General features: G+C 38.0%; 21 protein-coding genes and 1 riboswitch. Of the genes, 18 read left to right on the top strand and 3 right to left on the bottom strand.

Annotation, left to right across the window (positions count from 1 at the left end; translation table 11 throughout):
• Positions 1 to 17 precede the first annotated feature (17 nt).
• The 7 genes from ACJ5H0_RS19080 (at position 18) to ACJ5H0_RS19050 (ending at position 7,697) form a co-directional block, all read left to right on the top strand.
• Positions 18 to 1,169, top strand: a complete 1,152-nt coding sequence (locus ACJ5H0_RS19080) for a homogentisate 1,2-dioxygenase (protein WP_273650822.1) — start codon at positions 18 to 20, stop codon at positions 1,167 to 1,169.
• Positions 1,170 to 1,234: 65 nt separating this feature from the next.
• Positions 1,235 to 2,509 (top strand): acetyl-CoA hydrolase/transferase family protein, encoded by a 1,275-nt coding sequence (locus ACJ5H0_RS19075; RefSeq protein WP_345990423.1) that lies wholly within the window; start codon positions 1,235 to 1,237, stop codon positions 2,507 to 2,509.
• A gap of 110 nt (positions 2,510 to 2,619) precedes the next feature.
• The gene (locus tag ACJ5H0_RS19070; RefSeq protein WP_411251474.1) at positions 2,620 to 3,264 is read left to right on the top strand and encodes a hypothetical protein; all 645 of its coding nucleotides are present in this window, start codon (positions 2,620 to 2,622) and stop codon (positions 3,262 to 3,264) included.
• A 365-nt stretch (positions 3,265 to 3,629) separates the two neighbouring features.
• Positions 3,630 to 4,760 (top strand): 4-hydroxyphenylpyruvate dioxygenase, encoded by a 1,131-nt coding sequence (hppD, locus tag ACJ5H0_RS19065; protein ID WP_172284014.1) that lies wholly within the window; start codon positions 3,630 to 3,632, stop codon positions 4,758 to 4,760.
• A 69-nt stretch (positions 4,761 to 4,829) separates the two neighbouring features.
• On the top strand, positions 4,830 to 5,216 hold the full coding sequence (locus tag ACJ5H0_RS19060) for a hypothetical protein (protein WP_411251471.1): 387 nt from the start codon (positions 4,830 to 4,832) through the stop codon (positions 5,214 to 5,216).
• Between the two features lie 287 nt (positions 5,217 to 5,503).
• Positions 5,504 to 6,751: a fumarylacetoacetase gene (fahA, locus tag ACJ5H0_RS19055; RefSeq protein WP_411251469.1), complete on the top strand. Its 1,248-nt coding sequence runs from the start codon at positions 5,504 to 5,506 to the stop codon at positions 6,749 to 6,751.
• Positions 6,752 to 6,860: 109 nt separating this feature from the next.
• The gene (locus ACJ5H0_RS19050) at positions 6,861 to 7,697 is read left to right on the top strand and encodes a flavin reductase family protein (protein ID WP_411251467.1); all 837 of its coding nucleotides are present in this window, start codon (positions 6,861 to 6,863) and stop codon (positions 7,695 to 7,697) included.
• A gap of 60 nt (positions 7,698 to 7,757) precedes the next feature.
• Here the strand turns inward: ACJ5H0_RS19050 and ACJ5H0_RS19045 are convergent, their stop codons facing one another.
• The gene (locus ACJ5H0_RS19045) at positions 7,758 to 8,606 is read right to left on the bottom strand and encodes an alpha/beta hydrolase family protein (protein WP_411251460.1); all 849 of its coding nucleotides are present in this window, start codon (positions 8,604 to 8,606) and stop codon (positions 7,758 to 7,760) included.
• A 136-nt stretch (positions 8,607 to 8,742) separates the two neighbouring features.
• Between ACJ5H0_RS19045 and ACJ5H0_RS19040 the strand changes: the two genes are divergently transcribed.
• The 9 genes from ACJ5H0_RS19040 to hxpB all read left to right on the top strand — a co-directional run bounded on the left by ACJ5H0_RS19040 (position 8,743) and on the right by hxpB (position 16,777).
• The gene (locus ACJ5H0_RS19040) at positions 8,743 to 9,516 is read left to right on the top strand and encodes a HipA family kinase (RefSeq protein ID WP_172284005.1); all 774 of its coding nucleotides are present in this window, start codon (positions 8,743 to 8,745) and stop codon (positions 9,514 to 9,516) included.
• Positions 9,503 to 9,886: a DUF3037 domain-containing protein gene (locus ACJ5H0_RS19035; RefSeq protein ID WP_172284003.1), complete on the top strand. Its 384-nt coding sequence runs from the start codon at positions 9,503 to 9,505 to the stop codon at positions 9,884 to 9,886. Before ACJ5H0_RS19040 ends, ACJ5H0_RS19035 begins: the two co-directional genes overlap by 14 nt.
• Positions 9,887 to 9,905: 19 nt before the next feature.
• Entirely contained in the window at positions 9,906 to 10,943 is a 1,038-nt protein-coding gene (locus ACJ5H0_RS19030; protein ID WP_411251457.1) for an alpha/beta hydrolase fold domain-containing protein, read from the top strand.
• Positions 10,944 to 11,187: 244 nt separating this feature from the next.
• Positions 11,188 to 13,029 carry a carbon starvation CstA family protein gene (locus tag ACJ5H0_RS19025; protein ID WP_411251455.1) on the top strand — a complete coding sequence of 614 codons (1,842 nt, stop codon included), beginning with the start codon at positions 11,188 to 11,190 and terminating at the stop codon, positions 13,027 to 13,029.
• 55 nt (positions 13,030 to 13,084) lie between these two features.
• Positions 13,085 to 13,177, top strand: a riboswitch (TPP riboswitch).
• A gap of 140 nt (positions 13,178 to 13,317) precedes the next feature.
• Positions 13,318 to 14,031, top strand: a complete 714-nt coding sequence (gene thiM / locus ACJ5H0_RS19020; RefSeq protein WP_411251452.1) for a hydroxyethylthiazole kinase — start codon at positions 13,318 to 13,320, stop codon at positions 14,029 to 14,031.
• Entirely contained in the window at positions 14,031 to 14,666 is a 636-nt protein-coding gene (gene thiE, locus ACJ5H0_RS19015) for a thiamine phosphate synthase (protein ID WP_411251450.1), read from the top strand. Before thiM ends, thiE begins: the two co-directional genes overlap by 1 nt.
• Positions 14,663 to 15,496: a bifunctional hydroxymethylpyrimidine kinase/phosphomethylpyrimidine kinase gene (gene thiD / locus ACJ5H0_RS19010; RefSeq protein ID WP_411251447.1), complete on the top strand. Its 834-nt coding sequence runs from the start codon at positions 14,663 to 14,665 to the stop codon at positions 15,494 to 15,496. Before thiE ends, thiD begins: the two co-directional genes overlap by 4 nt.
• Complete coding sequence (gene tenA, locus ACJ5H0_RS19005) at positions 15,483 to 16,133, top strand: thiaminase II (RefSeq protein ID WP_411251443.1); 651 nt, start codon at positions 15,483 to 15,485, stop codon at positions 16,131 to 16,133. The genes thiD and tenA overlap by 14 nt, the downstream gene beginning before the upstream one ends.
• Entirely contained in the window at positions 16,124 to 16,777 is a 654-nt protein-coding gene (gene hxpB / locus ACJ5H0_RS19000) for a hexitol phosphatase HxpB (protein ID WP_411251437.1), read from the top strand. The genes tenA and hxpB overlap by 10 nt, the downstream gene beginning before the upstream one ends.
• Positions 16,778 to 16,791: 14 nt before the next feature.
• On the opposite strand, the gene ACJ5H0_RS18995 is transcribed toward hxpB, so the two are convergent.
• Both ACJ5H0_RS18995 and ACJ5H0_RS18990 read right to left on the bottom strand, forming a co-directional pair.
• Entirely contained in the window at positions 16,792 to 19,515 is a 2,724-nt protein-coding gene (locus tag ACJ5H0_RS18995) for a TonB-dependent receptor plug domain-containing protein (RefSeq protein ID WP_411251433.1), read from the bottom strand.
• Between the two features lie 121 nt (positions 19,516 to 19,636).
• Positions 19,637 to 21,967, bottom strand: a complete 2,331-nt coding sequence (locus ACJ5H0_RS18990) for an ATP-dependent helicase (RefSeq protein WP_411251429.1) — start codon at positions 21,965 to 21,967, stop codon at positions 19,637 to 19,639.
• Positions 21,968 to 22,137: 170 nt separating this feature from the next.
• Between ACJ5H0_RS18990 and ACJ5H0_RS18985 the strand changes: the two genes are divergently transcribed.
• Positions 22,138 to 23,478, top strand: a complete 1,341-nt coding sequence (locus ACJ5H0_RS18985; protein WP_411251427.1) for a M16 family metallopeptidase — start codon at positions 22,138 to 22,140, stop codon at positions 23,476 to 23,478.
• 23 nt (positions 23,479 to 23,501) lie between these two features.
• The gene (locus tag ACJ5H0_RS18980) at positions 23,502 to 25,535 is read left to right on the top strand and encodes a M16 family metallopeptidase (RefSeq protein ID WP_345990451.1); all 2,034 of its coding nucleotides are present in this window, start codon (positions 23,502 to 23,504) and stop codon (positions 25,533 to 25,535) included.
• Positions 25,536 to 25,599 lie beyond the last annotated feature (64 nt).

The raw sequence follows: 25,599 nt of genomic DNA, 5'->3' as shown, positions 1-25,599 counted from the left end.
AAAATATAAAGGTAAAAATGAGATATAACCAGTCCGGGAAAATCCCACAGAAAAGACATACGATTTTTAAATCTCCTGAAGATAAATTCTACTATGAACAACTTTTCGGAACGGAAGGGTTTCATGGTATTTCCTCTTTGCTTTATCATATCCACCGTCCTACACAGATCAAATCTATAGGTACACCAAAAGATGTAACTCCGAAAATTGCGGTAGAAAAAAATGTGACTCCGCGAATGTTTAAGGGGATGCAGGTGACTCCTGAAGACGATTTTCTGGACAGCAGAAAATTCCTTTTGGTCAATAACGACTTGAAAATGGGATTATCAAAGCCAAGAAAATCTACGGATTATTTCTATAAAAATGCAGAGTGTGATGAGCTTTTGTTCGTTCACGAAGGAAAAGGTGTTTTAAAAACCTTTGTTGGAAATCTCGAGTTCTCAACCGGTGATTACCTCATTATACCAAGAGGAACCATCTATCAGGTGGAAATCCAGTCAGAGAACACTGTATTTTTTGTTCTTGAAAGTCATTCTCCGATCTATACTCCGAAACGTTACCGAAATGAATTCGGACAACTCCTGGAACACTCTCCTTTCTGCGAAAGAGATATCATTGCCCCTACCTTCGTTGAACCTATAGACGAAAAAGGAGAATTTCTCATCAAAGTAAAAAAAGAAAATCAGATTACCGATTTCATTTATGCAACTCATCCATTTGACGTGGTGGGCTGGGACGGTTACTTCTACCCTTATAAATTTAATATCAAGAATTTTGAGCCGATTACAGGGAGAATACATCAACCACCACCAATCCATCAGAACTTTGAAGGGCATAATTTCGTAGTCTGCTCATTCTGTGCCAGAATGTACGACTACCATCCATTAGCCATTCCTGCACCGTATAACCATTCCAATATCGATTCCGATGAGGTCTTATTCTATACTGAAGGGGACTTTATGAGCCGTAACCATGTTGATCTGATGGACTTCAGTCTTCATCCGGGAGGAATTGTTCATGGGCCACATCCGGGAGCTATGGAAAGAAGCATCGGAAAGAAATTCACAGAAGAATACGCTGTGATGGTAGATCCTTTCCGTCCTTTAAAAATCACGGAAGAAGCAATGAAGGTGGAAGACCCTACATACAAAACTTCCTGGCTGGAATAAATCCGGATAAACACAAATAACCGCAGGCATCACGCGGTATAAATATTATTTCAAAAAAATTCAATATGTACAATTATATTAGTGCAGAGGAAGCCGTATATACAGTAAAAAGTGGTAATCGCGTATTTTTTCACGGGAGTGCCTGTACACCAAATTATCTCATTGACGAGCTTGCAAGACAATCCCACAGGCTCGAAAACGTGGAAATGGTCTCCATTACCCAACAGGGAAATGTGGAAATTGCAAAACCTCAGTACAAGGATAACTTTTTTATTAATTCCCTGTTCGTTTCAACTCCGGTGAGGGAAGCTGTTAATTCAGAGCGGGGAGATTTTGTTCCTGTATTTTTAAGTGAAATTCCGATTTTATTCAGAAACAATATCCTGCCTCTTGACGTTGCATTAATTACCGTTTCTCCTCCTGATAAACATGGTTTTTGTACGCTGGGCACATCTGTAGATGTTGCGAGAGCAGCTGTAGATACTGCGAAAATAATTGTTGCTATTGTTAATCCCCTGATGCCCAGAACACACGGGGATGGAATGATCCATATCAGCCGCATTCATAAGCTTGTATGGCATGAAGAAGAATTGCCTACTGTAGATTACGGGTCCAAGGTGGGGCCCGAAGAAATGCTGGTCGGCAAAAATGTGGCAGAACTGATCGATGACAGATCTACCTTACAAATGGGTATCGGTACAATTCCGGATGCTGTTCTTAAATGCCTGGGTAATCATAAAGATCTGGGGATCCACACCGAAATGCTGAGTGACGGAGTGATAGACCTTATCCAAAATGATGTCATCAACAATAAGTACAAAGGATACAACGATAATAAAACCATTACTAGCTTTTGTTTCGGAACAAGAAAGCTTTACGACTATGTAGATGATAACACCGTCTTTGCTTTTAAAGACGTAAGTGATGTGAATTTTCCTATCAATATTATGCGTAACAAAAAAATGGTTGCAATTAATTCAGCTATTGAAATTGATCTTACAGGGCAGGTTTGTGCAGATTCGATAGGCACTTTGCAATACAGTGGTATCGGAGGACAAATGGATTTTATGAGAGGAGCTGCGTTAAGCGAAGGAGGAAAACCTATTATTGCTATCACTTCCAGAACCAAAAAAGGAGTGTCAAGAATTGTCCCTTACCTGAAACAGGGAGCAGGAGTTGTAACTACGAGAGGACATATCCATTATGTTGTCACAGAATATGGAACAGCTTATTTGTATGGAAAAAATCTTCGTCAGCGTGCCCAGGAATTAATCAGTATCGCACACCCTGACGACAGAGAGATGCTGGAAAGAGCAGCCTTTGAAAGATTCAAACATTAAGAGAATTGATATATTTCAAACGGATTTTTAACCGAACAAAAAGGGATTGATAAAAATATCCTATAATTCTTTGGCAGTATTTTTGATAAAAACCTTCTAAAGTCAGGAAATTGAAAACCATATATAACTCAATCCGGGAGGAAATAGTAAAACATTCCAAAATAAAAAATTCAGTTTTAGGAAATGTTAAAGATTGGAAAAGAAGCCATTACATTATTCTCTCTGAAATCATTAAAGAGGAACTTTCAGAATCTGAAGAACTGAAAGGAGGAAGAAAATTTGAAATAGGGAATACCATTTCGCACGTCACTTTACAACGCTTTTTTGAAAATGATTATCAGGACAAAACCCACAATGATCTTCGTTTTTTAAAGACGCTCGATAAGATCTGTATCTTTTTAGGATTCAAAGATCTGAACGATTATATTCAGTTTGCAAGAGAAAAAAAACAGGACAATGGTACAGATGATGAAGCATTTTTCAGCAATATGGTCTATCAATACTGCTCTACAGCTTTTAACTTTTATAAAAAGTTTCCTGAACACGACACCGCACTTTTCAAGGATCTTGTTTTCGATGACTCGCCTTTTCTCGAAAGAGCAACCCAGTTCAGCAAAGAATTATGTGAAAGAAAGTTTCAGCTTGTAACCAAGAACAACCGTTCCAACTTTGAGGTTTTTGATATCCACATGGTCACAGACGAACCGGATAAAAAAAATACTGGAGACTCAGGAATTCTGGAACCTATTGTTTAAAATAGGGGAAACCGGTGAAGAGAATTTTGTTAACCAACTGAACACCCAGATCTACTTTATCAGAAAGATAGATAACGTCTGGAAAATATGGGATAATTATAATCCCGACGCTGGTAGACTCAACAATAAAAAATGAAAGCCGTAGGAATCTACGGCTTTCAAATTTTCGAAAATATCTTTCTTTCACTTGTCTTTGTATTACAAATGTAATTAACCGAATTGTAATAAATTAAACTTAAAATTACTTAAATGAACTTTTCTTTAAGATTATGTTAACTCAATTTGAGGATTTCCCATTAATACTTTTGCCATATCTAAGATTTTTGTAATTTGCATACCAATAAAAATAAAAGTAAAAAGAAAATATGTCAACACTTACATTTGCCGAAAAAATTGCTCAAGCAGAGAATTTTTTGCCAATTAATGGTACAGATTACATTGAGTTTTATGTAGGAAATGCTAAACAGGCTGCTCATTTTTATAAAACCGCTTTTGGTTTTCAGTCTGTAGCATATGCTGGTCCTGAAACAGGAGTAAGGGATCGTGCTTCTTATGTTCTTCAACAGGGAAAGATAAGATTAATCTTAACGACAGGACTTACCTCTGAATCACCAATCAACGAACATGTAAAAAAACACGGAGATGGAGTAAAAGTTTTAGCACTTTGGGTGGATGACGCTTACAAGGCTTTTGAGGAAACGACAAAAAGAGGTGGTAAGCCTTATTTGGAGCCTGTAACTTTAACAGATGAGCATGGAGAAGTAAAAATGTCCGGAATCTATACATACGGAGAGACCGTTCACATGTTTATTGAAAGAAAAAATTATACAGGACCTTTCATGCCTGGCTACGAGAAGTGGGAAAGTGACTACCAGCCGGAAGAAACAGGTTTATTATATGTAGACCACTGTGTGGGAAATGTAGACTGGAACAGAATGATTCCTACTGTAGAATGGTATGAGAAAGTAATGGGATTTGTGAACATTCTTTCTTTTGATGACAAGCAGATCAATACAGAGTATTCTGCCCTGATGTCTAAAGTAATGTCAAATGGAAACGGATATGCCAAGTTCCCGATCAATGAACCTGCAGAAGGAAAGAAAAAATCTCAGGTAGAAGAATATCTTGATTTCTATGAAGGTGAAGGTGTTCAGCATATTGCTGTTGCTACCAAAGATATTATCCATACGGTAACAGAACTTAAGAAAAGAGGAGTAGAATTCCTTTCCGCACCACCAGAAGCTTATTATGACATGGTTCCTGAGAGAGTCGGTCACATCGATGAGGATCTTAAAAAACTACAGGATTTAGGAATTTTGATCGATCATGATGAGGAAGGTTATCTATTACAGATCTTTACCAAGCCGGTAGAAGACCGTCCTACCCTATTCTTTGAAATCATTGAAAGACATGGCGCACAAAGTTTCGGGGCAGGTAATTTTAAAGCATTATTCGAAGCTTTGGAAAGAGAACAGGAAAAAAGAGGAAATCTTTAATCCCAAATAACAATACTAAGTTTTGTCAGGATGAAAAGTCCTGACAAAACTTTTTTTTAAACACTTAATATGAAAAAAATTGTATTCGGAATTTTATTTTTCAGTGCATTAGGGCTAAAAGCTCAATATGGAACACTGAATGAAATTCTTACCAGACTTGAAGAAAGAAAAGGCATCAATCAACATCTTGAAAATGTAAATATTGATGATAAAAAATTTGTCTTTATCAAAGATTTTGACGACCATACGGAAAGGGATTTCATTATCATAAAAGGAAATAATGCAACCTATGTTGAAGTTTTCGATGATAAAGCCACAGGAGAAAGCAGTTCTAATGTTTTTACCGGCGATATCATCAGGAAAAAAAAATATTGTTTCTTTAAGAGCCAATATCCTGGAGGGGAAAAAAGTTCCTATGCCGGTAACCAAAACCTTATTATTAACAAGACAGGATAATATCTTATATCTGATTGACGTTAATACTAAAGACAGGTGGATTGACGAAGCCTCTTATTCAAAAAAATAATACAAAATATCTTGAGGGCGCTCGTATTTGCGAAGAGCGTAGTGAGAAGGTAATTTATTTCATATCTCAATATTGAACCGACAGGTGATCATTGGATAACCAGTCAAGGAGTTTTAAGAATATTTAGTTGGAAAACATCGCTTTTCTGCTACGGCCGCTTGAGATATTGGAACCTAAATTTTAACAGATTTATTAATCTTAATTAAATTACAATCTTATGAAATCATTTGTAGAGTATTCCTCAAATTCAGACTTTTCTATACATAATATTCCTTTTGGAGTAGCTGTTTTCAGTAAAGAATATATCGGATGCTGCACCAGAATCGGTGATCAGGTCATTGACCTTGCCAGCCTGTATGATCTGGGCTATTTTGAAGATATTGAAGGACTTGAAGATAACGTCTTCGAAGCTTATACCCTTAACGAATTCATTGAATTGGGGAAACCCATTACCAATGCCGTGCGTACCAAAATCCAGGAATTACTACAGGAAGGCTCCACTTTATCAAAAGACCAGAAAACCATAGAAGATGCTTTCTACGAACTGGATCAGGTAAAAATGATAATGCCTCTGCATATTCCAAATTACACCGATTTTTACAGCAGCATCGAACATGCCACCAATGTAGGAAAAATGTTCCGTGATCCTGCCAATGCGTTATTACCCAACTGGAAGCATTTGCCTGTAGGATATCACGGCAGAGCATCATCCATTGTGATTTCAGGAACTGATATCAACCGTCCCAAAGGCCAGACTAAACCTGCTGATGCAGAAAAGCCGGTATTCGGCCCTTCTAAACAACTGGACTTTGAACTAGAGATGGCTTTTGTTATCAACAAAAATACGGATATGGGCGAGAGCATTTCCACAAAAGATGCTGAAGATGCAATTTTTGGGATGGTTATTTTTAATGACTGGTCTGCAAGAGATATCCAGGCATGGGAGTATGTTCCGCTTGGACCGTTTTTAGCTAAAAACTTTGGCTCTTCTATTTCTCCATGGGTTGTTACTTTAGAAGCATTAGCTCCTTTCAGAACCGCTTCACCGGTACAGGATCCGGAAGTTTTGGACTACCTGAAGTTTGAAGGTGATAAAAATTATGATATCAACCTTGAAGTATACTTACAGCCTGAAAACGGAGAAGAAAACCTAATTTCTGAAAGCAATTATAAATTCATGTACTGGAATATGACCCAGCAACTGGCACACCACACGGTAAACGGTTGTAATCTTGAAGTTGGTGACCTTTATGCCAGTGGTACTATTTCAGGAAGCGATCCAAAATCATTCGGATCTATGCTTGAACTGACATGGAGAGGCCAAAATCCTATTCAACTAAGTAACGGCCAGGAAAGAAAATTCATTGAAGATAATGATACCATTACCATGAAAGCATGGGCTGAAAAAGATGGCGTAAGAGTAGGTTTCGGGGAAGTATCTGGTAAAATAATTCCAAGTTTATAAAAAGAGTTAAAAACGTTTGAGCTACTTAAGTTAAAATATTATGGTAAAATTAAGTTCACTTTAGTTTTTCAATTAATATTGATAAAACTGAAGTGACTTATTATAAAATATGAAAACAGTTATCCCATCTGAAATAACACCGGTTCAATTACAAACGATAATGCAGACCGCTGTTTCACCGAGGCCTATTGCCTTGGCTTCGACAGTTGATAAGAATGGTACTATTAATTTATCGCCTTTCAGCTTTTTCAATATGTTCAGTACCGTTCCACCAATCCTGATTTTTTCACCTTCAAGGAGAGTCCGTGATAACACCACTAAACACACGTTGAAAAATGTTTCAGAAGTTCCAGAGGTGGTAATCGGAACAGTCAATTTTCCTATTGTACAACAAATATCTTTAGCTTCAACAGAATACGGAGACGGGGTTAATGAGTTTATCAAATCCGGCCTTACAATGAAGGACGCTGATCTTGTACAGCCCAAACTGATTGAAGAATGCCCGGTTAATTTTGAATGTAAAGTACTCGAAATAAACCCCCTGGGAGATCAGGGCGGAGCAGGAAATCTGATCATCTGCGAAGTACAGAAGATTCACATAAGGGAAGAATATCTGAATGAGGAAGGCAATCTGGATCAGAAAAAACTGGATATGGTAGCCCGTCTGGGAGTAAACTGGTACTCAAGAAGTAATGAAAACAGTCTTTTTGAAGTTCCTAAACCATTGGTAACAAAGGGAATTGGATTTGATCTTCTTCCAATTGAAATACGATACAGTAAAATTTTTACAGGAAATGACCTGGGTATGCTTGCCAACATTGAAGTTTTACCGGACGGTAGTTTTCATTCTGAAGAAAACATTCATCAGGAAGCGCAGAAACTTCTGCTTGAAAGTAAAATTAACGAGGCCTGGAGTATTTTAACCAAGCCGACACAGAATGACTAAACATGAAATCTATAAGATCTAAAATAAAAAAGGAGTGGCAATGCCACTCCTTTTTTATTTTTATTCGTGTACAATCTTATTGTTAATAAAGTCAATACATTTTTCGATAGCTTTATTCAGATCTTCCGGTAAATCCGGACTTTCCCAGGGTTCTTTGGCTCCGAATGTATGATTCGCATTGTCAATTAAAAACAATTCAGAATTCGGGTTCAAAATATGAAGATGTTCCGCTTCTTTTGGAGCAACACTTTCATCATTTGTGCCATGGATAATTAAAATATGAGCTTTTGCCATTTCCATTGCTCTTTCTACATCGAAACGATGCACATTCTCTTCAAAATCTTTATAAAACTGAAAATAATGAGGCATTTCCTGCTTTGTTCTGCCATTCATAACATAATACACACCTTCTTTTTTCCAGTTTTCAAAAGCATTTCCTGTTGGAAAACGCTCAAGGGTATCTACACTTGCAAGGGTAATTAAGCCGTTTATTCTTTCATCTTCGGAGGTTTTTATAATCGAAATGCCTCCTCCTCTGCTGTGTCCTATTAAAATGACCTTTTGATCATCTACCCTTTCATCTGTAATAAAAAAATCAATAACAGCCCCGAGATCGGAAAGTTCCTTAGAATAATTATTTTGCCCGAAAGCTTCCAGATCCCCGAAGTTATGAGGATCATTTGTTGTTGTCCCGTTATGGGAGGAATTAAACTTAACAAAGAAAAAACCGGCTTTTGCTATTTTTTCAGCCATAAGCCCCCATGCTCCCCAATCTTTATACCCTTTATATCCATGTACAAAAATTACCAGTGGTAATTTTTGTTTACTTTCAGGATAATAAGCATCTGCAAGAAAATCCTTTGTTTCAGGATTTGAAATAACAATATTCTCTTTTTTTATAACTTCCATACTCACTTCTTAAAGAATCAGCCAGAAAAGAACATCTTATCACAAGAATATTTCTTCCACTTTGATGGCTGACATAATTTCAACTAAAAATATTAAAAATAGGAACAAACACAAAGTAAAATCTTATTTTTGCGGTATGTTGGATTTAAGAACAGTAACGGTAATGCGCTACATCCTTCCATTAAGAGAGGGTGGTTCGCTTCCGGCTTTGGCAGAAGCTGATGATGACTTTAAATATGTCCTGAAGTTCCGGGGTGCCGGCCACGGAGTAAAAATGCTGATATCTGAACTTTTAGGAGGAAAAATAACAGAAGTTCTGGGATTAAAAATTCCGGAGCTTGTTTTTGTAAACCTGGATGTAGATTTTGGACGAACGGAAGCTGATGAAGAAATTCAGGATTTGCTAAAATTTTCGGAAGGGCTGAATCTGGGACTTCACTATCTTTCCGGATCGATCACATATGATCCGGGTGTAGTCATCGATCCTCTACTGGCCTCAAAAATAGTATGGCTGGATGCATTCATCACCAACATCGACCGTACTTATAAAAACACCAATCTGCTGATGTGGCATAAGGAACTCTGGGTAATTGATAACGGAGCTTCTTTTTATTTTCATCACTCATGGCAAAACTTTGATGCAGCGGCAAAGACTCCTTTCAAATATGTAAAAGACCATGTTCTTCTTCCCAAAGCTAAAATGCTGGATGAAGCCGATCAATGGGCACATGAGGTTTTAAATGAAAAAGTATTCCGGGAAATTGTAAATCTGATTCCCGAAGATTGGCTACACTGGAACGATGCGGATGAAAGTCCTGAAGAAATCCGTGAGGTGTACTTCCAATTTATGAAAACAAGGCTAGAAAATTCACAAATCTTTGTAAACGAAGCTAAAAATGCAAGAGGATAAAATATACGAATATGCCGTAATACGTCTGGTACCTAAGGTTGAAAGAGAAGAATTTTTCAATATAGGCCTCGTGATGTTTTCAAAAAAAGAAAAATTCATTCGTGTAGATTTTTATCTATGCCCAGATAAATTCAGACTTATGCACAGCAAACTTGACTATGAAGACATTATTCAGAACCTGCAAAGTTTTCAAAAGATTGCCAATGGAGATAAGGATGGTGGACCAATAGCCCTGCTTGATATTCCCGAGCGTTTTCGCTGGTTAACAGCGGTAAGAAGTTCCGTTATACAAACATCAAGGCCTCATCCCGGAAAATCCAAAGATCTTGAAAAAACTTTTGGTAAACTTTTTGAGGAGTTAGTAAAATAACCAATTTCTCAAAAATTATATGGCATCATTCAAAAGCAATATTACAATATACAGGTTTTATGTAAACCTGTTTTTTATTTTACTTCTGAGCATTTCCCCTGTCGCTTTTTCCCAGAATCAGCTTCAGCCTAAAGCTCCAAAAAGCAGTCTTTTAAAAGAAAGGACCATTTCATTAGAAGATATTTTCTATAAAACCAATAAGGAAGGTTCAATAGCTTTGGATATGTACAGCCCAAAAACAACCTCTGCGGAAAAACATCCTGTGCTTATTTATGTCCATGGAGGGGGATGGGTCGGCGGTGATAAGATCATTCACGCAGATTCCTATATAGAAAATCTTATTCTCAAGCTGGTAGAAAAGGAATATACTGTAATCAGCATCAACTATACTTTAGTGAATAAAGATATCCATTTTCCAAATCCTATCCAGGATACTAAGGATGCTATACGATGGGTCAGAAAGAACTCAGATAAATATCACTTTGACACCAACAATATAGGACTTTTCGGGGCGTCTGCCGGGGCGCATCTTTCATTGCTGGCTGCCTATACGCAAGATAATGAATTCGTCGGAGCACCTGAGCTCTCATCTTATTCTGCAAAAGTAAATTATGTAGTCAATAATTTCGGGCCTACTGATCTTAATAAACTTTTACATACCCGTGTGGGAAATGTAGGTGCCTTTTTTATCAGCCTTTTTTCAAAGAAAATTGTTGATCTAAGGGGAAAACTGATCTTAGGAATTTCAGGATACGACATCAAAAAAGACAAGAAGAAAGTCATCAAATACTTTGAAACGCTTTCACCGGTAACCTATGCTGATCATGCAATCCCAACCCTAACTCTGCAAGGAAATAAGGATAAAATTGTACCTCTCAAACAATCGAAACTACTGGAACGAAAACTTGAAGAAAATGAAGTACAAAATAAACTGACTATCGTAGAAGATGGTATTCACGGCTTCGGAACCACCGATAAAAACTACCTTAATCAGCTTGTTGATGAAATGGTAGATTTTATTGTTTCTCAGAGAAAGACTAAGCCGAGCAATCATTAATGTTGAAATGAAATATACTTCTAAACTAACAATAAATTATAGTTAAATCAAACGGATAACAATATAAAATATTAATTATCAGACTATTAAATAAGTAATTATTTTCAATTTTTGTTAATTTGCTAGATTAGTATACATATTCTTATTTTTTATTTACAAAATAATTAACTTGGCCATTGTTTAAATTATTCAAAATAAATTAAACAAAAAATTTAATTATTTATTCATAAAAAATCAATACGATATGGATTTCCTAAATAATATCAACGCCTTAACTTTAGTTTTCACATCGCTCCTTATTTTCGCCATAGCATACCGCATCTATGGAATTTTTCTCGCCAATAAGGTATTACGTCTTAATAACAAAAATACGACTCCTGCATTGGAGTTTGCGGATGGTAAAGACTATGTTGCAACCAATAAGAATGTTCTTTTCGGACATCACTTTGCTGCAATTGCAGCTGCCGGACCATTGGTTGGGCCTGTTCTTGCCGCACAATTCGGATACCTTCCCGGAGCATTGTGGATTCTGATAGGCTGTGTATTGGGAGGTGGTGTTCATGATATGGTCGTTTTGTTCGCATCCGTAAGGCATAAAGGCCAAAGTCTGGCAACCATTGCTTCTAAAGAAATTGGAAAAACAACCGGAACAGTAGCCGGATTTGCCATTTTATTCATTCTTATTCTTACGCTGGCAGGACTATCGTTGGCGTGTATCAATGCTATGCACGAAGCTTCATGGTCATTATTTACCGTAGTGATTACAATGCCTATTGCCATCATTATGGGTCTGATTATGCGCTATCGCAAAAATAGTGTCACTTTTGCCAGTATACTAGGAGGAGTCCTTCTTATTGCGGGTATTATCGGAGGGCATAACCTGATGCAGAATGAAACCATGCATAATTTGTTCTCCTGGGATATCACCACCATTTCTATAGCTATTCCTTTGTATGGTTTTTTGGCATCCGTTCTACCGGTATGGCTGCTGCTCGTCCCAAGGGATTACCTGTCGACATACCTGAAAATCGGAACTATCATCATGCTTGCTATCGGAGTAATTGTGATCCATCCCACGATACAGATGCCTGCCCTTACACAGTTTGTAAACGGTGGCGGACCCGTGATCGGAGGACCTGTCCTTCCATTCATTTTCATTGTTATCGCATGTGGTGCTATTTCGGGTTTTCACGCTGTTATAGCAACCGGAACAACGCCTAAAATGCTAAATAAAGAAAGGGAAATTCTTTTTGTAGGATATGGAGCAATGCTTGTTGAAGGATTTGTTGCCCTAATGGCATTGATCGCAGCATGTACATTAATGCCCGGAGATTATTTTGCCATAAACACTCCGAAAGACTCTTATGATGCATTTCTGGCTGCTCATCCTTCTTTACACGGAGTTGATATTGATTATTTTTCACAGAAAATCGGGATCGATCTTCATGGCAGAACCGGAGGTGCTGTATCTCTGGCTGTGGGAATGGCTCATATATTCAATAAGATTCCCTATATGGATCAGTTAATGGCTTATTGGTATAATTTTGCAATCATGTTTGAAGCTGTTTTTATTCTTACGGCTATTGACGCAGGAACAAGAGTAGGACGTTTCTTTTTGCAGGAAATGCTGGGTTCTGTAATTCCGAAATTCAATGACAAAAACTGGACCCCGGGGATTATTATCAGCAGTCTGATCTTCACTTTTGCATGGGGATATCTCGTATTTACAGGAAACGTCAGCAGTATCTGGCCATTATTCGGGATCAGCAACCAGCTGCTTGCTGCCTGCGGACTGATCGTCTGTACAACAATGCTCATACGGTTAAACAGAGGCAAATATGCCTTGTGTGCAGCTATACCGGGTGTTTTCATGGCAGGGATCACATTCTGGGCAGGTTATATCCAGGTTACCTCCATCTATATTCCCAAAGGGCAATACTTACTGGCAACACTTGCTGTGGTTGCGATGGTCTTAATGCTTATTGTATTTGTAGGAGCCTTCAGAAAGTGGTATGAGCTTATCAAAATTAATAAATCGGAAATTGATTATTACGGAGAAAGCGTAAAGGAGCTGGTAGAGAGATAAAAGGTTTGGGTTACAAATTAATGATAAGGCCATATCTGATATTTTTCTTACATTTGTTATGCTTTAGGGGTATTCTGAGAAGAATTGAGAGAGTCCCTTTGAACCTGATACGGCTTACACCGACGTAGGGAAAAGCAAAAAGACATTCTTTACAATGTACTTTTGTTTTGGATTTTTTCCTGAAGCTATTTATTTAATCAATAATAATGGATAAAAATCTTTGGGAACAAGTACAGCTCGTAAAACAGCAATCCCCCCCTTGTACACAATATTACCAATTACGTGGTGATGAATAATACAGCCAATGCCCTTTTGGCTGTGGGAGCTTCTCCTATCATGGCGCATGCAAAATCTGAAATTCATGACATGGTCAGTATTGCACATTCAGTCGTTATTAACATAGGTACGCTGGATGAATATTGGGCAGAGTCAATGATAATAGCCGCAAAGGCTGCCCATTCATTAAAAAAACCGTGGATTTTGGACCCGGTAGGTGCCGGCGCAACGGGTTTCCGTGATGAGATTTTACATCAGCTCTTACCATACCGGCCGACTGTAATCAGAGGTAACGCATCAGAAATCATTGCTTTGGCTAAAGCAAACACAATCGTTACAAAAGGAGTTGACAGCACAGCAAAAAGTGACGAAGCGATCAATGCCGCCCAATATCTCGTCAATCAACACGATACGATTGTCTGTATCTCCGGAGCTACAGATATCATTCTTGACCGACAGCAGACCTCCTTTATCCGTAACGGGCATCATTTAATGACCAAAGTTACCGGATTAGGCTGCTCGGCAACTGCCCTTATTGGTGCTTTTGCAGGAGTTACCGAAAAGTATTTTGAAGCAACTGCGGCTGCAATGGCATTAATGGGTATCGCAGGTGAACTGGCTGTTTTGGAAAGTAAAGGTCCTGGAAGCCTTCAGGTTAACCTTCTTGATAAATTATATACTATTACCGAAGAGGAGTTTCTCAGTCATCTCAAGTATGAAAGATAATGAATCGACATCCTTTTCCTTACCAGCTTTACCTTGTTATTTCTGAGGCAGATTGTCCCGGAAGAGACTTTTTAAAGGTTGCAGAGCAAGCTATTCTAGGCGGCGTTGATATCATACAACTAAGAGAGAAAAACAGCTCCCCCGATGAATTCCTCCAAAAAGCCAGACAACTGATAGCAATTACAGAAAAACATCATATTCCACTGATTATTAATGACAACGTAGAAGTGGCCACAAAAGTAAACGCGGCAGGCATCCATGTGGGTAATACCGATGCAAGCCCCGTCTATTTGAGGGAGCAGCCACTCATTCACAATAAAATGATTGGTTACTCCATTGAATATCTCAGTCAGCTTGAAAATGATCAGACTGCAGCATCAGACTATCTGGGCATCAGCCCGGTCTTCCGCACGACTACCAAATCAGATACAGTTACTGAATGGGGATTGGAAGGAATAGTAAAAATAAGGCAACTCACCTCAAAGCCCCTTGTTGCTATTGGCAGTGTCAACTTAACCAACGCCAAGGCTATTATGGACGCGGGAGCAGACTGTATTGCCGTGGTTTCTGCAATATGCGGTGCTGATGATCCTCAAAAAGCAGCTTATGAACTCAAAAATGAAATTGTAAAATGAAAAAATTTAAATATCCATCCGTATTAACGATAGCAGGATTCGACGGAAGCGGAGGGGCCGGCATCCAGGCTGATATTAAAACCGCCTCTGCCCTGGGATGCTTTTCAACATCGGTATTAACTGCTTTACCGGTCCAGAATACCCAGGGAGTAAGAAAGATATATCCAATTCCTGTAGAAGCAGTAGCTGATCAGATCGAAGCTATTTTAGATGACATTTTTCCTGATGCAATCAAAATCGGAATGGTCCATACTTCCCAGCTTGTGGAAACCATCGTTTCAACACTCGGTAAATATAAAAAGATTCCTATTGTATTCGATCCGGTAATGGTCGCGACAAGTGGACATCGCTTAATCGAAGAAGAGACTATTACCGCTATTACAGAAAAACTTTTCCCTATTGCAGATGTGATTACCCCTAATATGGATGAAGCAGCAATTTTAGCCAGCATGGAGGTGAAAACGCTTGAAGACCTTTATGCAGCAGGAAAACTGATCAAAGGTCTGGGCTGCAAAAGCATTCTTTTAAAAGGCGGACATCAGGATACCTCAACGATTACCTCATTATTCTACGATGAAAATAATCAATACCATACCTTTGAAACCATCAAATTGGCAACCCACAATACCCATGGTTCAGGCTGTACCCTTTCTTCAGCTATAGCCGCATATCTGGCTCAGGGAAAAACCTTATTTGATTCTGTTTCTCTTGGACAACAATATGTTTATAAAGCCATAGAAAATGGAAAAGATGTAGAAACCGGTTTGGGAAACGGCCCGCTTAATCACTTTTTTAACCCTCAAAAACTGATCAAAAATGAAATGGTCTGAAAAAACCTGGCAAGCCATTGAAGACAAATACATGTCTATTTTGCAAATGGATTTTATCAAAGAGCTTTCAGCCGGCAATTTGCCGCTTGAAAATTTTAAATTTTACATGGCTCAGGACTCTCTATATCTTGAACATTTTGGACGAACGCTTTCGCTAATTGCTGCTAAGATCCCTGATCTCCAGGATGTTCTTTCTTTTATGAGGTTTGCCGAAAATGCGATCGTGGTCGAAAATGCTTTACATGAATTTTATTTTAAGGATTTTGGTGTTACCGATAAAGGTGTTTTACAGCCTGCATGTCATCACTATATCCATTTTCTGAGGAGTACTGCTGCTCTGGAATGTGTTGAAGTTGCAGTTGCTGCAGTGTTGCCGTGCTTCTGGATCTATAGGGAAGTAGGAAACTTTATCTTTAAATATCAGAACAATATTAATAATCCTTATCAAAAGTGGATCGATACTTATGGTGGAGAGGAATTTTCTGCTGCTGTAGATCATGCAATTGCTATTTGTGATAAGATCGCAGAAAAAGCTACAGATGATACAAGACATAAAATGACAGAAGCTTTTATCATGTCAACCCGGATGGAGTACCATTTTTGGGAAGCGGCCTATGAATTAAAAATATGGAAATAAAACCTGCAAAAGCTGTTATTTTTGATATGGACGGTGTTCTTATCGATAGTGAAAAATTCTGGAAACAAGCGGAGTCCGAAGTATTCAGCTCATTGGGTGTAAAGATTACTGATGAATTCACACAGTTCACTCAGACGATGACTACTGCTGAGGTTACCGAATTCTGGTATAAAAAATACCCTTGGGATAACATTGCATTGGACATTGTGGAACAACAAGTCATCTCAAGGGTCATTGAACTGATCGCAACAGAAGATTGTACTATTGCGGGTATAAAAAAGTTTATAGAAGATCTTAAATCAAAGCAATACAAAATAGGCCTAGCCACCAATTCTCCTTACAGGATCATTCAAACCGTTCTTGATAAAGCGGAGATTGCCCATTTATTCGATCATATTACCTCAGCTGAGTTTGAAGAACATGGTAAGCCTCATCCTGCCGTATATTTTACTTCAGCAAAAAACCTGAAAGTTGACCCTCAACATTGTTTTGTAATAGAGGACAGTCAGTCCGGTATTCTTGCTGCCAAAAATGCAGGAATGACTGTCATTGCTTTTACCAATCAAAATTCAGAAATTTATTTTGATCTCGCAGATCACAGAATAATCAGTTTTGAAGATCCTTTGCCTGCTTTGTTCAGCTAGTTTTTATTTTTTACTTAAAAATTAAAATTAAGCCTCGTAAAAACATACCTTCCGTTCTGTCCGAATTGAGACGTAGAACGGGAGTAGATAAACTGGTCGTTATTGGTTGATGCCGGAAGGTTTTTGGTTGGATAAATATCAAAAACGTTATTCACTCCCAGCGTTAAACCTACATTTTTTGTGAACTGATACGCTACGGAAACATCAGTAATTACCTTATCTGCAATTTTCTGATGTTCATCAAATGCAATAACCCCATCTCCATTAGCATCTAAAACATCAGCACCGGTTACCTTTCCGAAATACGTATTTCTTAAATAGAAACTGGCATTTTTCCACGAAATACTGTGGGATAAACTTGCCTTTACTCTTGGAACCGCTTCTTCAAGATAGACTCTTGATTTTTCAGAGAAATATGTATTTTCAAGATTTGCAGATTCCAGCAAACCCGATGAATGAACGTTTCCTACTTTTTTGGTCTGATTCAGGTTAACTGCAAAACTATTATCCAGCTTCACTTCTGAAAATCTTAAATTGTGAGCAATTACAATATCCAGCCCTTTCGTTTCCGTATCTATTGCATTGGCAAAAAATTGTCCCGCATTTACTCCGGCAGCATCAAATGCCTCCTTTGCCGGCTGAGGAACTGCTGATCTGGTAAACTGGTCGGTAAGGATAATCCTATTTTTAATTTTAGTAAAATAACCATCTGCCGTAAATGTTACATTAACTGATGGAATTTTATACGTAAATCCTATACTAGCTGATTGGGAAGTTTCCTGTTTCAATTTTGGAATTCCCAATAGTCCTGCTATTTTAGAGTCGTTGCTGAAAGTTCCTACTTCCAAAAGCTGATTATTGGTAAATAAGGTAGAAGTTACATTATAATAGATCTGATGGATAGATGGCGCTCTAAATCCTGTAGATCCGGCAAATCTTAAATTAAAGTTCTTATCAAGTTTAATTCTTGAAGCGATCTTATAATTAAAAGTAGATCCGAAATCCGAATAGTTTTCATATCTCGCAGCAGCATCTACCAGCAACCAATCTGTAAAATTGAATTCAAAATCTGCATATCCCGCAACAGATTGTCTGTTTTTATTTACAGCATTTTCAGGTCTGAAACCACTAAATACCTGTGATCCTCCTGGAAGTGAATTTCCAAAGAAATCGGTTGGCCTGGAAGTGGTCCCGTTCCATACATTTCCATTAATATCATAAGTTGCATAAGAAGCTTCTTCTCCTGCTGTTATTTTAAAATTTTCATATCGATGCTCAGCCCCAAATGCTATGTTGATTCCCTGCCACACATCATATTTCTTTGAAAAATCAAGATTGATCGTATTTTGAGAAAATCTTAGTCCTCCGGCACTAAATTCATTGGGGGACGCAAATCTTAAAGAAGTATTACCTGTATTCTGGATAGTATAATCAAAGGAGTTTTGTCCGTAAGTATTACTGAAGTCAATATTCCAGCCATCCCAGTTTCCTTTTATACCTGCTGAAAGAGACAAGTCCTGGATACCTGTTCCGATCTGCGGCAGATAACCATCCTGGTATATTCCTGTAAAGGTTCTGCTTTGATTAGGTCTTCTGAAAAATCCTCCCGAAGTACCATGCCTGAAGCTATAACCTCCAAAAGTATAGACTTTCCAGTTATCATCAATCGGAACCTCTATATTTGCAAAAAGCTGGTGGTTATTCAGTTTTGACTGGCCTACCTGCATATTGAAATCTTTTCTTTCAAGACCTCTGTAGCCCAACTCCTGATTGGTTACATCAGCTCCTAACAATCCCTGTAGCGCACCAATTGTATTCGCTCCCTGAATTTGATTCTGAAAATCCTGGGAGAAATAATTAACATTCTGTGCATATTGATGAATATAATTTACGATCTGCTGAGCATTGGGAGTAGTACCAATATTTGTAAATAATGAAGAAAGATTCACGCCATCATTTAATGCTCTTTTCTCAATAGCATTGTAAGCATTGTAAATTGTCCCGCTTTCGGTTCCTGCTCTATAGGTTGGATTTCTAAACTGTGAAGCCCAAGTAATATTGAAAAAACCTCCCTTTTTTCCTATTTTATCACCATAATTCAGATCTACCTGAAAGTTTTGTCCGTCAAAATTTCCTGTATGATCATTGGCAGCCGGCGTAAGATTTCCTCCGTAAGTAAACTGACCTGTCAGTCTTCCGGTATCTCTTTTAAGCCCTAAATTAATAACCCCTGCAATGGCATCTGATCCGTATTGTGCCGCAGCACCATCCCGCAACACTTCAATCCGGCTGATCGCGAAAGAAGGAATAGCATTCAAATCCGTACCTACAGTTCCTCTTCCCGGAGTTCCGTTCACATTAACCAATGCCGAAGTATGCCTTCTTTTACCATTGACCAAAACCAGGACCTGATCGGGACCAAGGCCTCTGAGCTGTGCAGGATCCAAATGATCCGTACCATCAGCGTTGGTCTGAATCGTAGAGGTAAATGAGGGTGCTATAGCGTTAAGGATCTGAGAAATATTGGTTTGAGGAAGAACCAGCGAAGATTCTTTTATATTAAATACATCCACAGGAACCGGGCTGTCAACTTTAGATCTTGCTCCGCTTCGGGATCCCAGAATAACAACCTCTTCCACATTAGCGGTTTTCACTGTATCCTTCTCCTGTCCATAAACATAAGTTGCCCCCAGAAAAAATAAAACAGAAGCTGAAAAAATTGTCTTTCTATTTTTCATACATTTTATGTTAAGTTTTTTTAACTTTTTTTGAGGAGCAAATGTATGTCATATTTATAAGTCTACAAAATAAGTAGACTTATAATTTATAAAAAGTTCTGATAGCTTACGTCTATGTTTTTTAAATTTTAGTTAGTTTAGCGTATTTCAGAATAAGATTTTTCTCTCCTTCATGCATGAAAACCACTTTAGCCTTGATATTCTGAGGGTCTGTTCCATCCAGAAAAGTAACTTCCCCGACACCAAAACGATCATGTCTCACCTTATCCCCAACTTCAATATCCTGAGAAGAGGCTCCGCTTGGGTTAATGATTTTGGCCGTACTTACGGGTTTCAGTTTACGAGGTTCAGCAATTGGTTTTGAATTCTCATTCTTTTCAATGGTTTTCTTCTCTACCTTTTTAAAACTACGTATTTCTGAAGGATGTTCATCAAAAATATTAGATTTAAGCCCGCTTTGATTAATAAAACGTTTTTCCATTGCAGGATTGATGAATTCCAGATACTCCTCGTCAATTTCACTTAAGAATCTTGATGGTTCTGCATCCGTAATTTTTCCCCATTGGAATCTGGAGATGGCATAAGAGAAAAATGCCTGCTTCTCGGCTCTTGTCAAGGCTACGTAAAACAAACGTCTTTCTTCTTCCAGATCTTCCCTTGTTGCTGAACTCATAAAACTAGGGAAAAGATTTTCTTCCATTCCTACAAGATGCACAACAGGAAACTCAAGTCCTTTGGAAAGGTGAATGGTCATCAGGGAAACCATATCATCTTCTTCATCTTTTGCCTGCGTATCTGCTGAAAGGGCAATATTTTCAAGGAAATTGGATAAACTAGGATCTCCGTCCTCCAGCTGCATCTGCTCTTCTATAAAACCCTGCATAGAGTTCATGAGCTCCTGTACGTTTTCTACCCTTGAAATCCCTTCGGGAGTTCCGTCATCTTTCAGAAATTTGATCAGACCACTTCGTTTTGCAACTTCCATGGCAACACTGTAAGCTGTTTCTGTTTTCAGCAATACCTGAAAAGCCTTGATCATTGACCAGAAATCATTCAGTTTGTTGAGAATACCATTATTGAATCCTAACTGTTGAGAATACATCGGAAGATTATCCAGGACCTTTGCTACAGACACGTTATGGGCATCTGCAAAAACGACCAGTTTATTCTGCGTTGTTTCTCCGATCCCTCTCGTAGGATAATTGATGATCCTTGTCAATGCTTCCGAATCATTTTCATTGATAAGAAGACGCAGGTAAGCAATAAGGTCCTTTACCTCTTTCCTTTGATAGAAAGATAAACCTCCATATACTTTATAAGGGATATTCTTACGTCTCAGAGCATCTTCAAAAGCCCTGGTCTGAGAGTTCGTCCTGTATAAAATGGCAAAATCACTAAATTTTCGCTGGTCTCTGTTATGAAGCTCCCATATATTTCCAGCCACAAAGTTGGCTTCATCCGCATCCGAAAGCGAACGGTAAATTTTTATTTTATCCCCTTCTTCATTCTCACTGAATACATTCTTCTTGAACTGCTGAAGGTTTTTTGCAATCACCACATTAGCGGCATTCACGATATTTTGTGTTGAACGGTAGTTTTGTTCCAAAGAAACCGTCACCGCATCAGGATAATCTTTCTTAAAATTTAAAATATTATAAATATTGGCTCCCCGGAATGAATAGATCGATTGAGCATCATCTCCCACTACACATATATTTTCAAACTTTGAAGCCAGTGCCTTTACAATCAGGTACTGAGAGTGATTCGTATCCTGGTACTCATCTACCAGAATATAACGGAATCTGTCCTGATATTTGGCTAAAACCTCAGGAAACCGGGTAAGCAGTTCATTGGTTTTTAACAACAAATCATCAAAGTCCATCGCCCCGTTTTTAAAACAGGCTTCTACATATTTCTGATAAATCTGACCGATAAACTTCATATTCGCTTTTTCATCAGCCTCCATCAATTCAGGGTTGTTGAAATAGGCTTTTACCGTGATCAGGTTATTCTTATAGTTTGAAATTCTTGCCTGGACTTTTTTAGGTTTATAAAGATCCGCATCTATATTCATGTCTTTCAGCACTTTCCGGATTACATTCAACGCATCCTGCTGATCATAAATTGTAAAATTCGATGGAAATCCCAGATAATGAGCTTCACTTCTCAAAATTCTTGCAAATACCGAGTGAAAAGTTCCCATCCACAAACTTCTTGCATTACCGGGGCCTACTACCTTTGCAATACGCTCCTTCATTTCACGTGCTGCTTTATTGGTAAAGGTAAGGGCTAAAATATTGAAAGGATCGACACCGTTTGTAATCAGATGGGCGATACGCATAGTAAGTACACGCGTTTTCCCCGAACCTGCTCCTGCAAGTACCATTAAAGGTCCCTGTAAAGTAGTAACGGCTTCGTATTGTGATTCATTGAGTCCTTTCAAATAGTCCATGCTGCAAAAAATTTTGGGAATACAAAAATAATGTATTAAAAGGAGAATTCAAATTTTTGAAATGCAGGTATGATATATTTAACAAAACCAATAATTCAGTTAAAAATTTCACATAATAATTGTAACAATTAAAGTATTTTTAGGACTTATTGACAAACAATTTCTACTTTATGAAAAAACGACTTCTTTCTGTTGCTGCTGTAGCTTTCTTTGGAGTGATGCTGAATGCACAACAAATCAAATTCGAAGAGTATGATTTACCAAACGGTTTACACGTGATTCTTCATCAGGACAATACAGCACCGGTAGTTACAACAGGAGTAATGTACCACGTAGGTGCCAAGGATGAAGTAAAAGGAAGAACCGGTTTCGCTCACTTCTTTGAACATCTTTTATTTGAAGGAACACCTAATATCAAAAGAGGTGACTGGTTTAAAATAGTTTCTTCCAACGGAGGGCAAAACAATGCCAATACAACCAATGACAGAACATATTACTATGAAACTTTCCCTTCCAACAACGAACAACTGGGACTTTGGATGGAAGCTGAAAGAATGCGTCACGCTGTTATCAACCAGGTTGGAGTAGATACTCAGAGAGAGGTTGTAAAGGAGGAAAAAAGATTGAGAATGGACAACCAGCCTTACGGGAATCTTTTTACCACCATCCAAAAAAATCTTTTCACCAATCACCCGTACAACTGGCCAACCATCGGATCAATGGAGGACCTGAATTCTGCTAAACTTGAAGAATTCCAGGCATTTTATAAAAAATATTATGTACCTAACAATGCCACTTTGGTCGTAGCAGGAGATATTAAGCCTGAACAGACTAAAAAATGGATTGAAGAATATTACGGAGGAATTCCAAAAGGAACAATCTATCCTAAAGATTTCCCGAAAGATGCTCCTATCACTCAGGAGAAGGAAGTTACTGCTACAGATCCTAACATCCAGCTTCCGGCCTATGTTTTTGCCTACAGAACACCTGCCAATAAAGAGAAAGATGCCTACGTTCTGGATATGCTTTCAACCTATTTAAGCAACGGAAAATCATCTGTTTTGTATAAAAAATTAGTAGATCAGGACAAAAAAGCACTTCAGGTAGCGGCTTTCAACCAGGGACTTGAAGACTACAGTATATTTGCATTTTTCGCAATCCCAATGGGACAGACTACAAAGCAAACTTTACAGTCTGACATTGATGCTGAGATCAAAAAATTACAAACAACTCTAATCTCTCAGGAAGATTATCAGAAAATTCAGAATCAGTTTGAAAACCAGTTTGTAAATCAGAATTCAAGTATTCAGGGAATTGCTGCTTCATTAGCAACAAACCACGTATTGATGGGGAACACCAATTTAATCAACAAAGAAATTGACATTTACAGATCCATCACAAGAGAAGATCTTCAAAATGCTGCTAAAAAGTACCTGAATCCTAATCAAAGAATAATCATTAATTACGTACCTGAAAAAAAAATAATCCAGATCAGTTGGGTTAAAAAGTGATTATAACAAACAATTATTTACAAATGAAAAAGCAATTAACATATATAGCCGTAGCATTTTTATTTACCGGAATGCTTTCAGCACAAAAAATAGATCTTAATGCAATGCCAAAGCCAGGTCCTACTCCAGCGATAAACATTGCCAAGCCAAAAACTTTCCAGCTAAGCAATGGCCTTACGGTGATGGTTGTAGAAAACAACAAGTTACCACGAGTAAGCGCCAATCTATCTATGGACAGACCTCCTTACCATGAAGGAAATGTGACCGGTGTAAGCGAAATCATGGCAGAACAGTTCGAAAACGGAACAACCAATATCGGTAAAGATGAATTTAATAAAAAGGTAGATTTTCTGGGAGCTAACCTTAACTTTTCATCTTCCGGAGCTTTCGCAAGTTCTCTTTCAAAATATTTCCCTGAGGTATTAGGATTAATGGCTGATGCTATTATTAATCCAAAATTTTCTGCTGAAGAAATCCAGAATTCTAAGGAAAGAGCTATTGAAAGTTTAAAATCTGATGATAAAAACGCTTCTTCTATAGCAGCAAGGGTTTCCAATGCTTTACAGTATGGAAAAAACACATCCAGAGGAGAGTTTGAGACCGTTGAGTCCATCAATAAAATCCAGCTGGCCGATGTTCAGAATATCTACAAAAAATATTACGCTCCGGACAATGCTTATTTAGTTATCGTTGGAGATGTTAAATATGATCAGGTAAAACCTTTGATCGAAAAAGCATTCAGCGGATGGAAAAAATCCAATACTGCTTTTACCGCATTAGAACCTGCTTCAAATGTTGCAAAAACAGAGATCAATGTTGTTGATGTTCCTTCAGCTGTACAATCGGTTGTTTCCGTAGGCAACCTGAATACACTGAAAATGAAAGATCCCAACTACTTCCCTGCAACAATTGCCAATTACATCCTTGGAGGAGGTGGTGAAGCTAGACTTTTCATGAATCTTCGTGAAAAAAACGGATTTACTTACGGAGCTTATTCAAGCATGTCTGCCAGCAAATACTCTCCTAATTTTTCAGCACAGGCAAGTGTAAGAAACGAAGTTACAGACAAAGCCGTTAAAGAATTCATGAATGAATTGAATGCTATTTCTACCGTAAAACCGGAAGAGCTTGAAAATGCTAAAGCAAAGCTGAAAGGAAACTTCATTATGTCTTTGGAGAAACCTGAAACCATTGCAAGATTTGCATTAAATCAAAAAGTACAGGATCTTCCTTCAGATTTCTATACCAATTATCTGAAGTCCATTGATAAAGTAACCGCTGCAGACGTTACAAGTGCCGTTAAAGCGACAATACTTCCTAATCAAAGCAGAATTTTCATCGCAGGTAAAGCTTCTGATATTTCTGAAGGTCTGGAAAAATTAGGCTACCCGGTAAAATATTTTGATAAGGAAGCTAATCCTGTAGCAAAACCGGCTGCACAAAAAGTGGATGCCGGTGTTACGATCGGATCTGTAGCGGATAAATACATTAATGCAATCGGAGGTCTTGCTGCTGTTCAGAAGATCAATTCTATTTCCAGTGAAGCCACTACAAAAGTACAGGGCATGGAAATGAACATGAAAATGATTCAGGCCAAAGAAGGCAAAATGGCTATGAACATCAGCATGATGGGAAATACCGTACAAAAAATTGTATTCGACGGAAAAGATGGCTATATGGAAGTTCAAGGGAAAAAGGTTCCTCTAAGCGACAAGCAGAAAGCAGAAATGTCTGATGAGAAAGAACTATTCCCGGAAATTAATTTCGCAAAATCTACTGAATATAAATTAGCAGGAATTGAAAAATATAACAACGAAGATTCCTACGTAGTGAAAGGCGCAAAAGACACATACTATTATAGCGTAAAAACCGGTCTGAAAACAGGAGAAGTAAAAAGTGGAGAGCAGGGTTCTACCCCTACAAGCTATGCTGATTATAAAGATGTATCCGGCGTAAAATTACCTCATACCATTATTCAGAATATGGGCGGAATGGATATAAACCTGGCTGTAAAATCTTATCAGATCAATCAGGCCAAGGATTCTGATTTTAAATAAGAATAATCTCTTTTAAAGAAAAAACAGCAACAATTGTTGCTGTTTTTTCTTTTTACTAAAATCT

This window comes from Chryseobacterium proteolyticum, assembly GCF_046591535.1.
In the GTDB taxonomy this organism is placed as follows: Bacteria; Bacteroidota; Bacteroidia; order Flavobacteriales; family Weeksellaceae; genus Chryseobacterium; species Chryseobacterium proteolyticum.
This window is presented reverse-complemented; position numbering and strand designations above follow the sequence as displayed.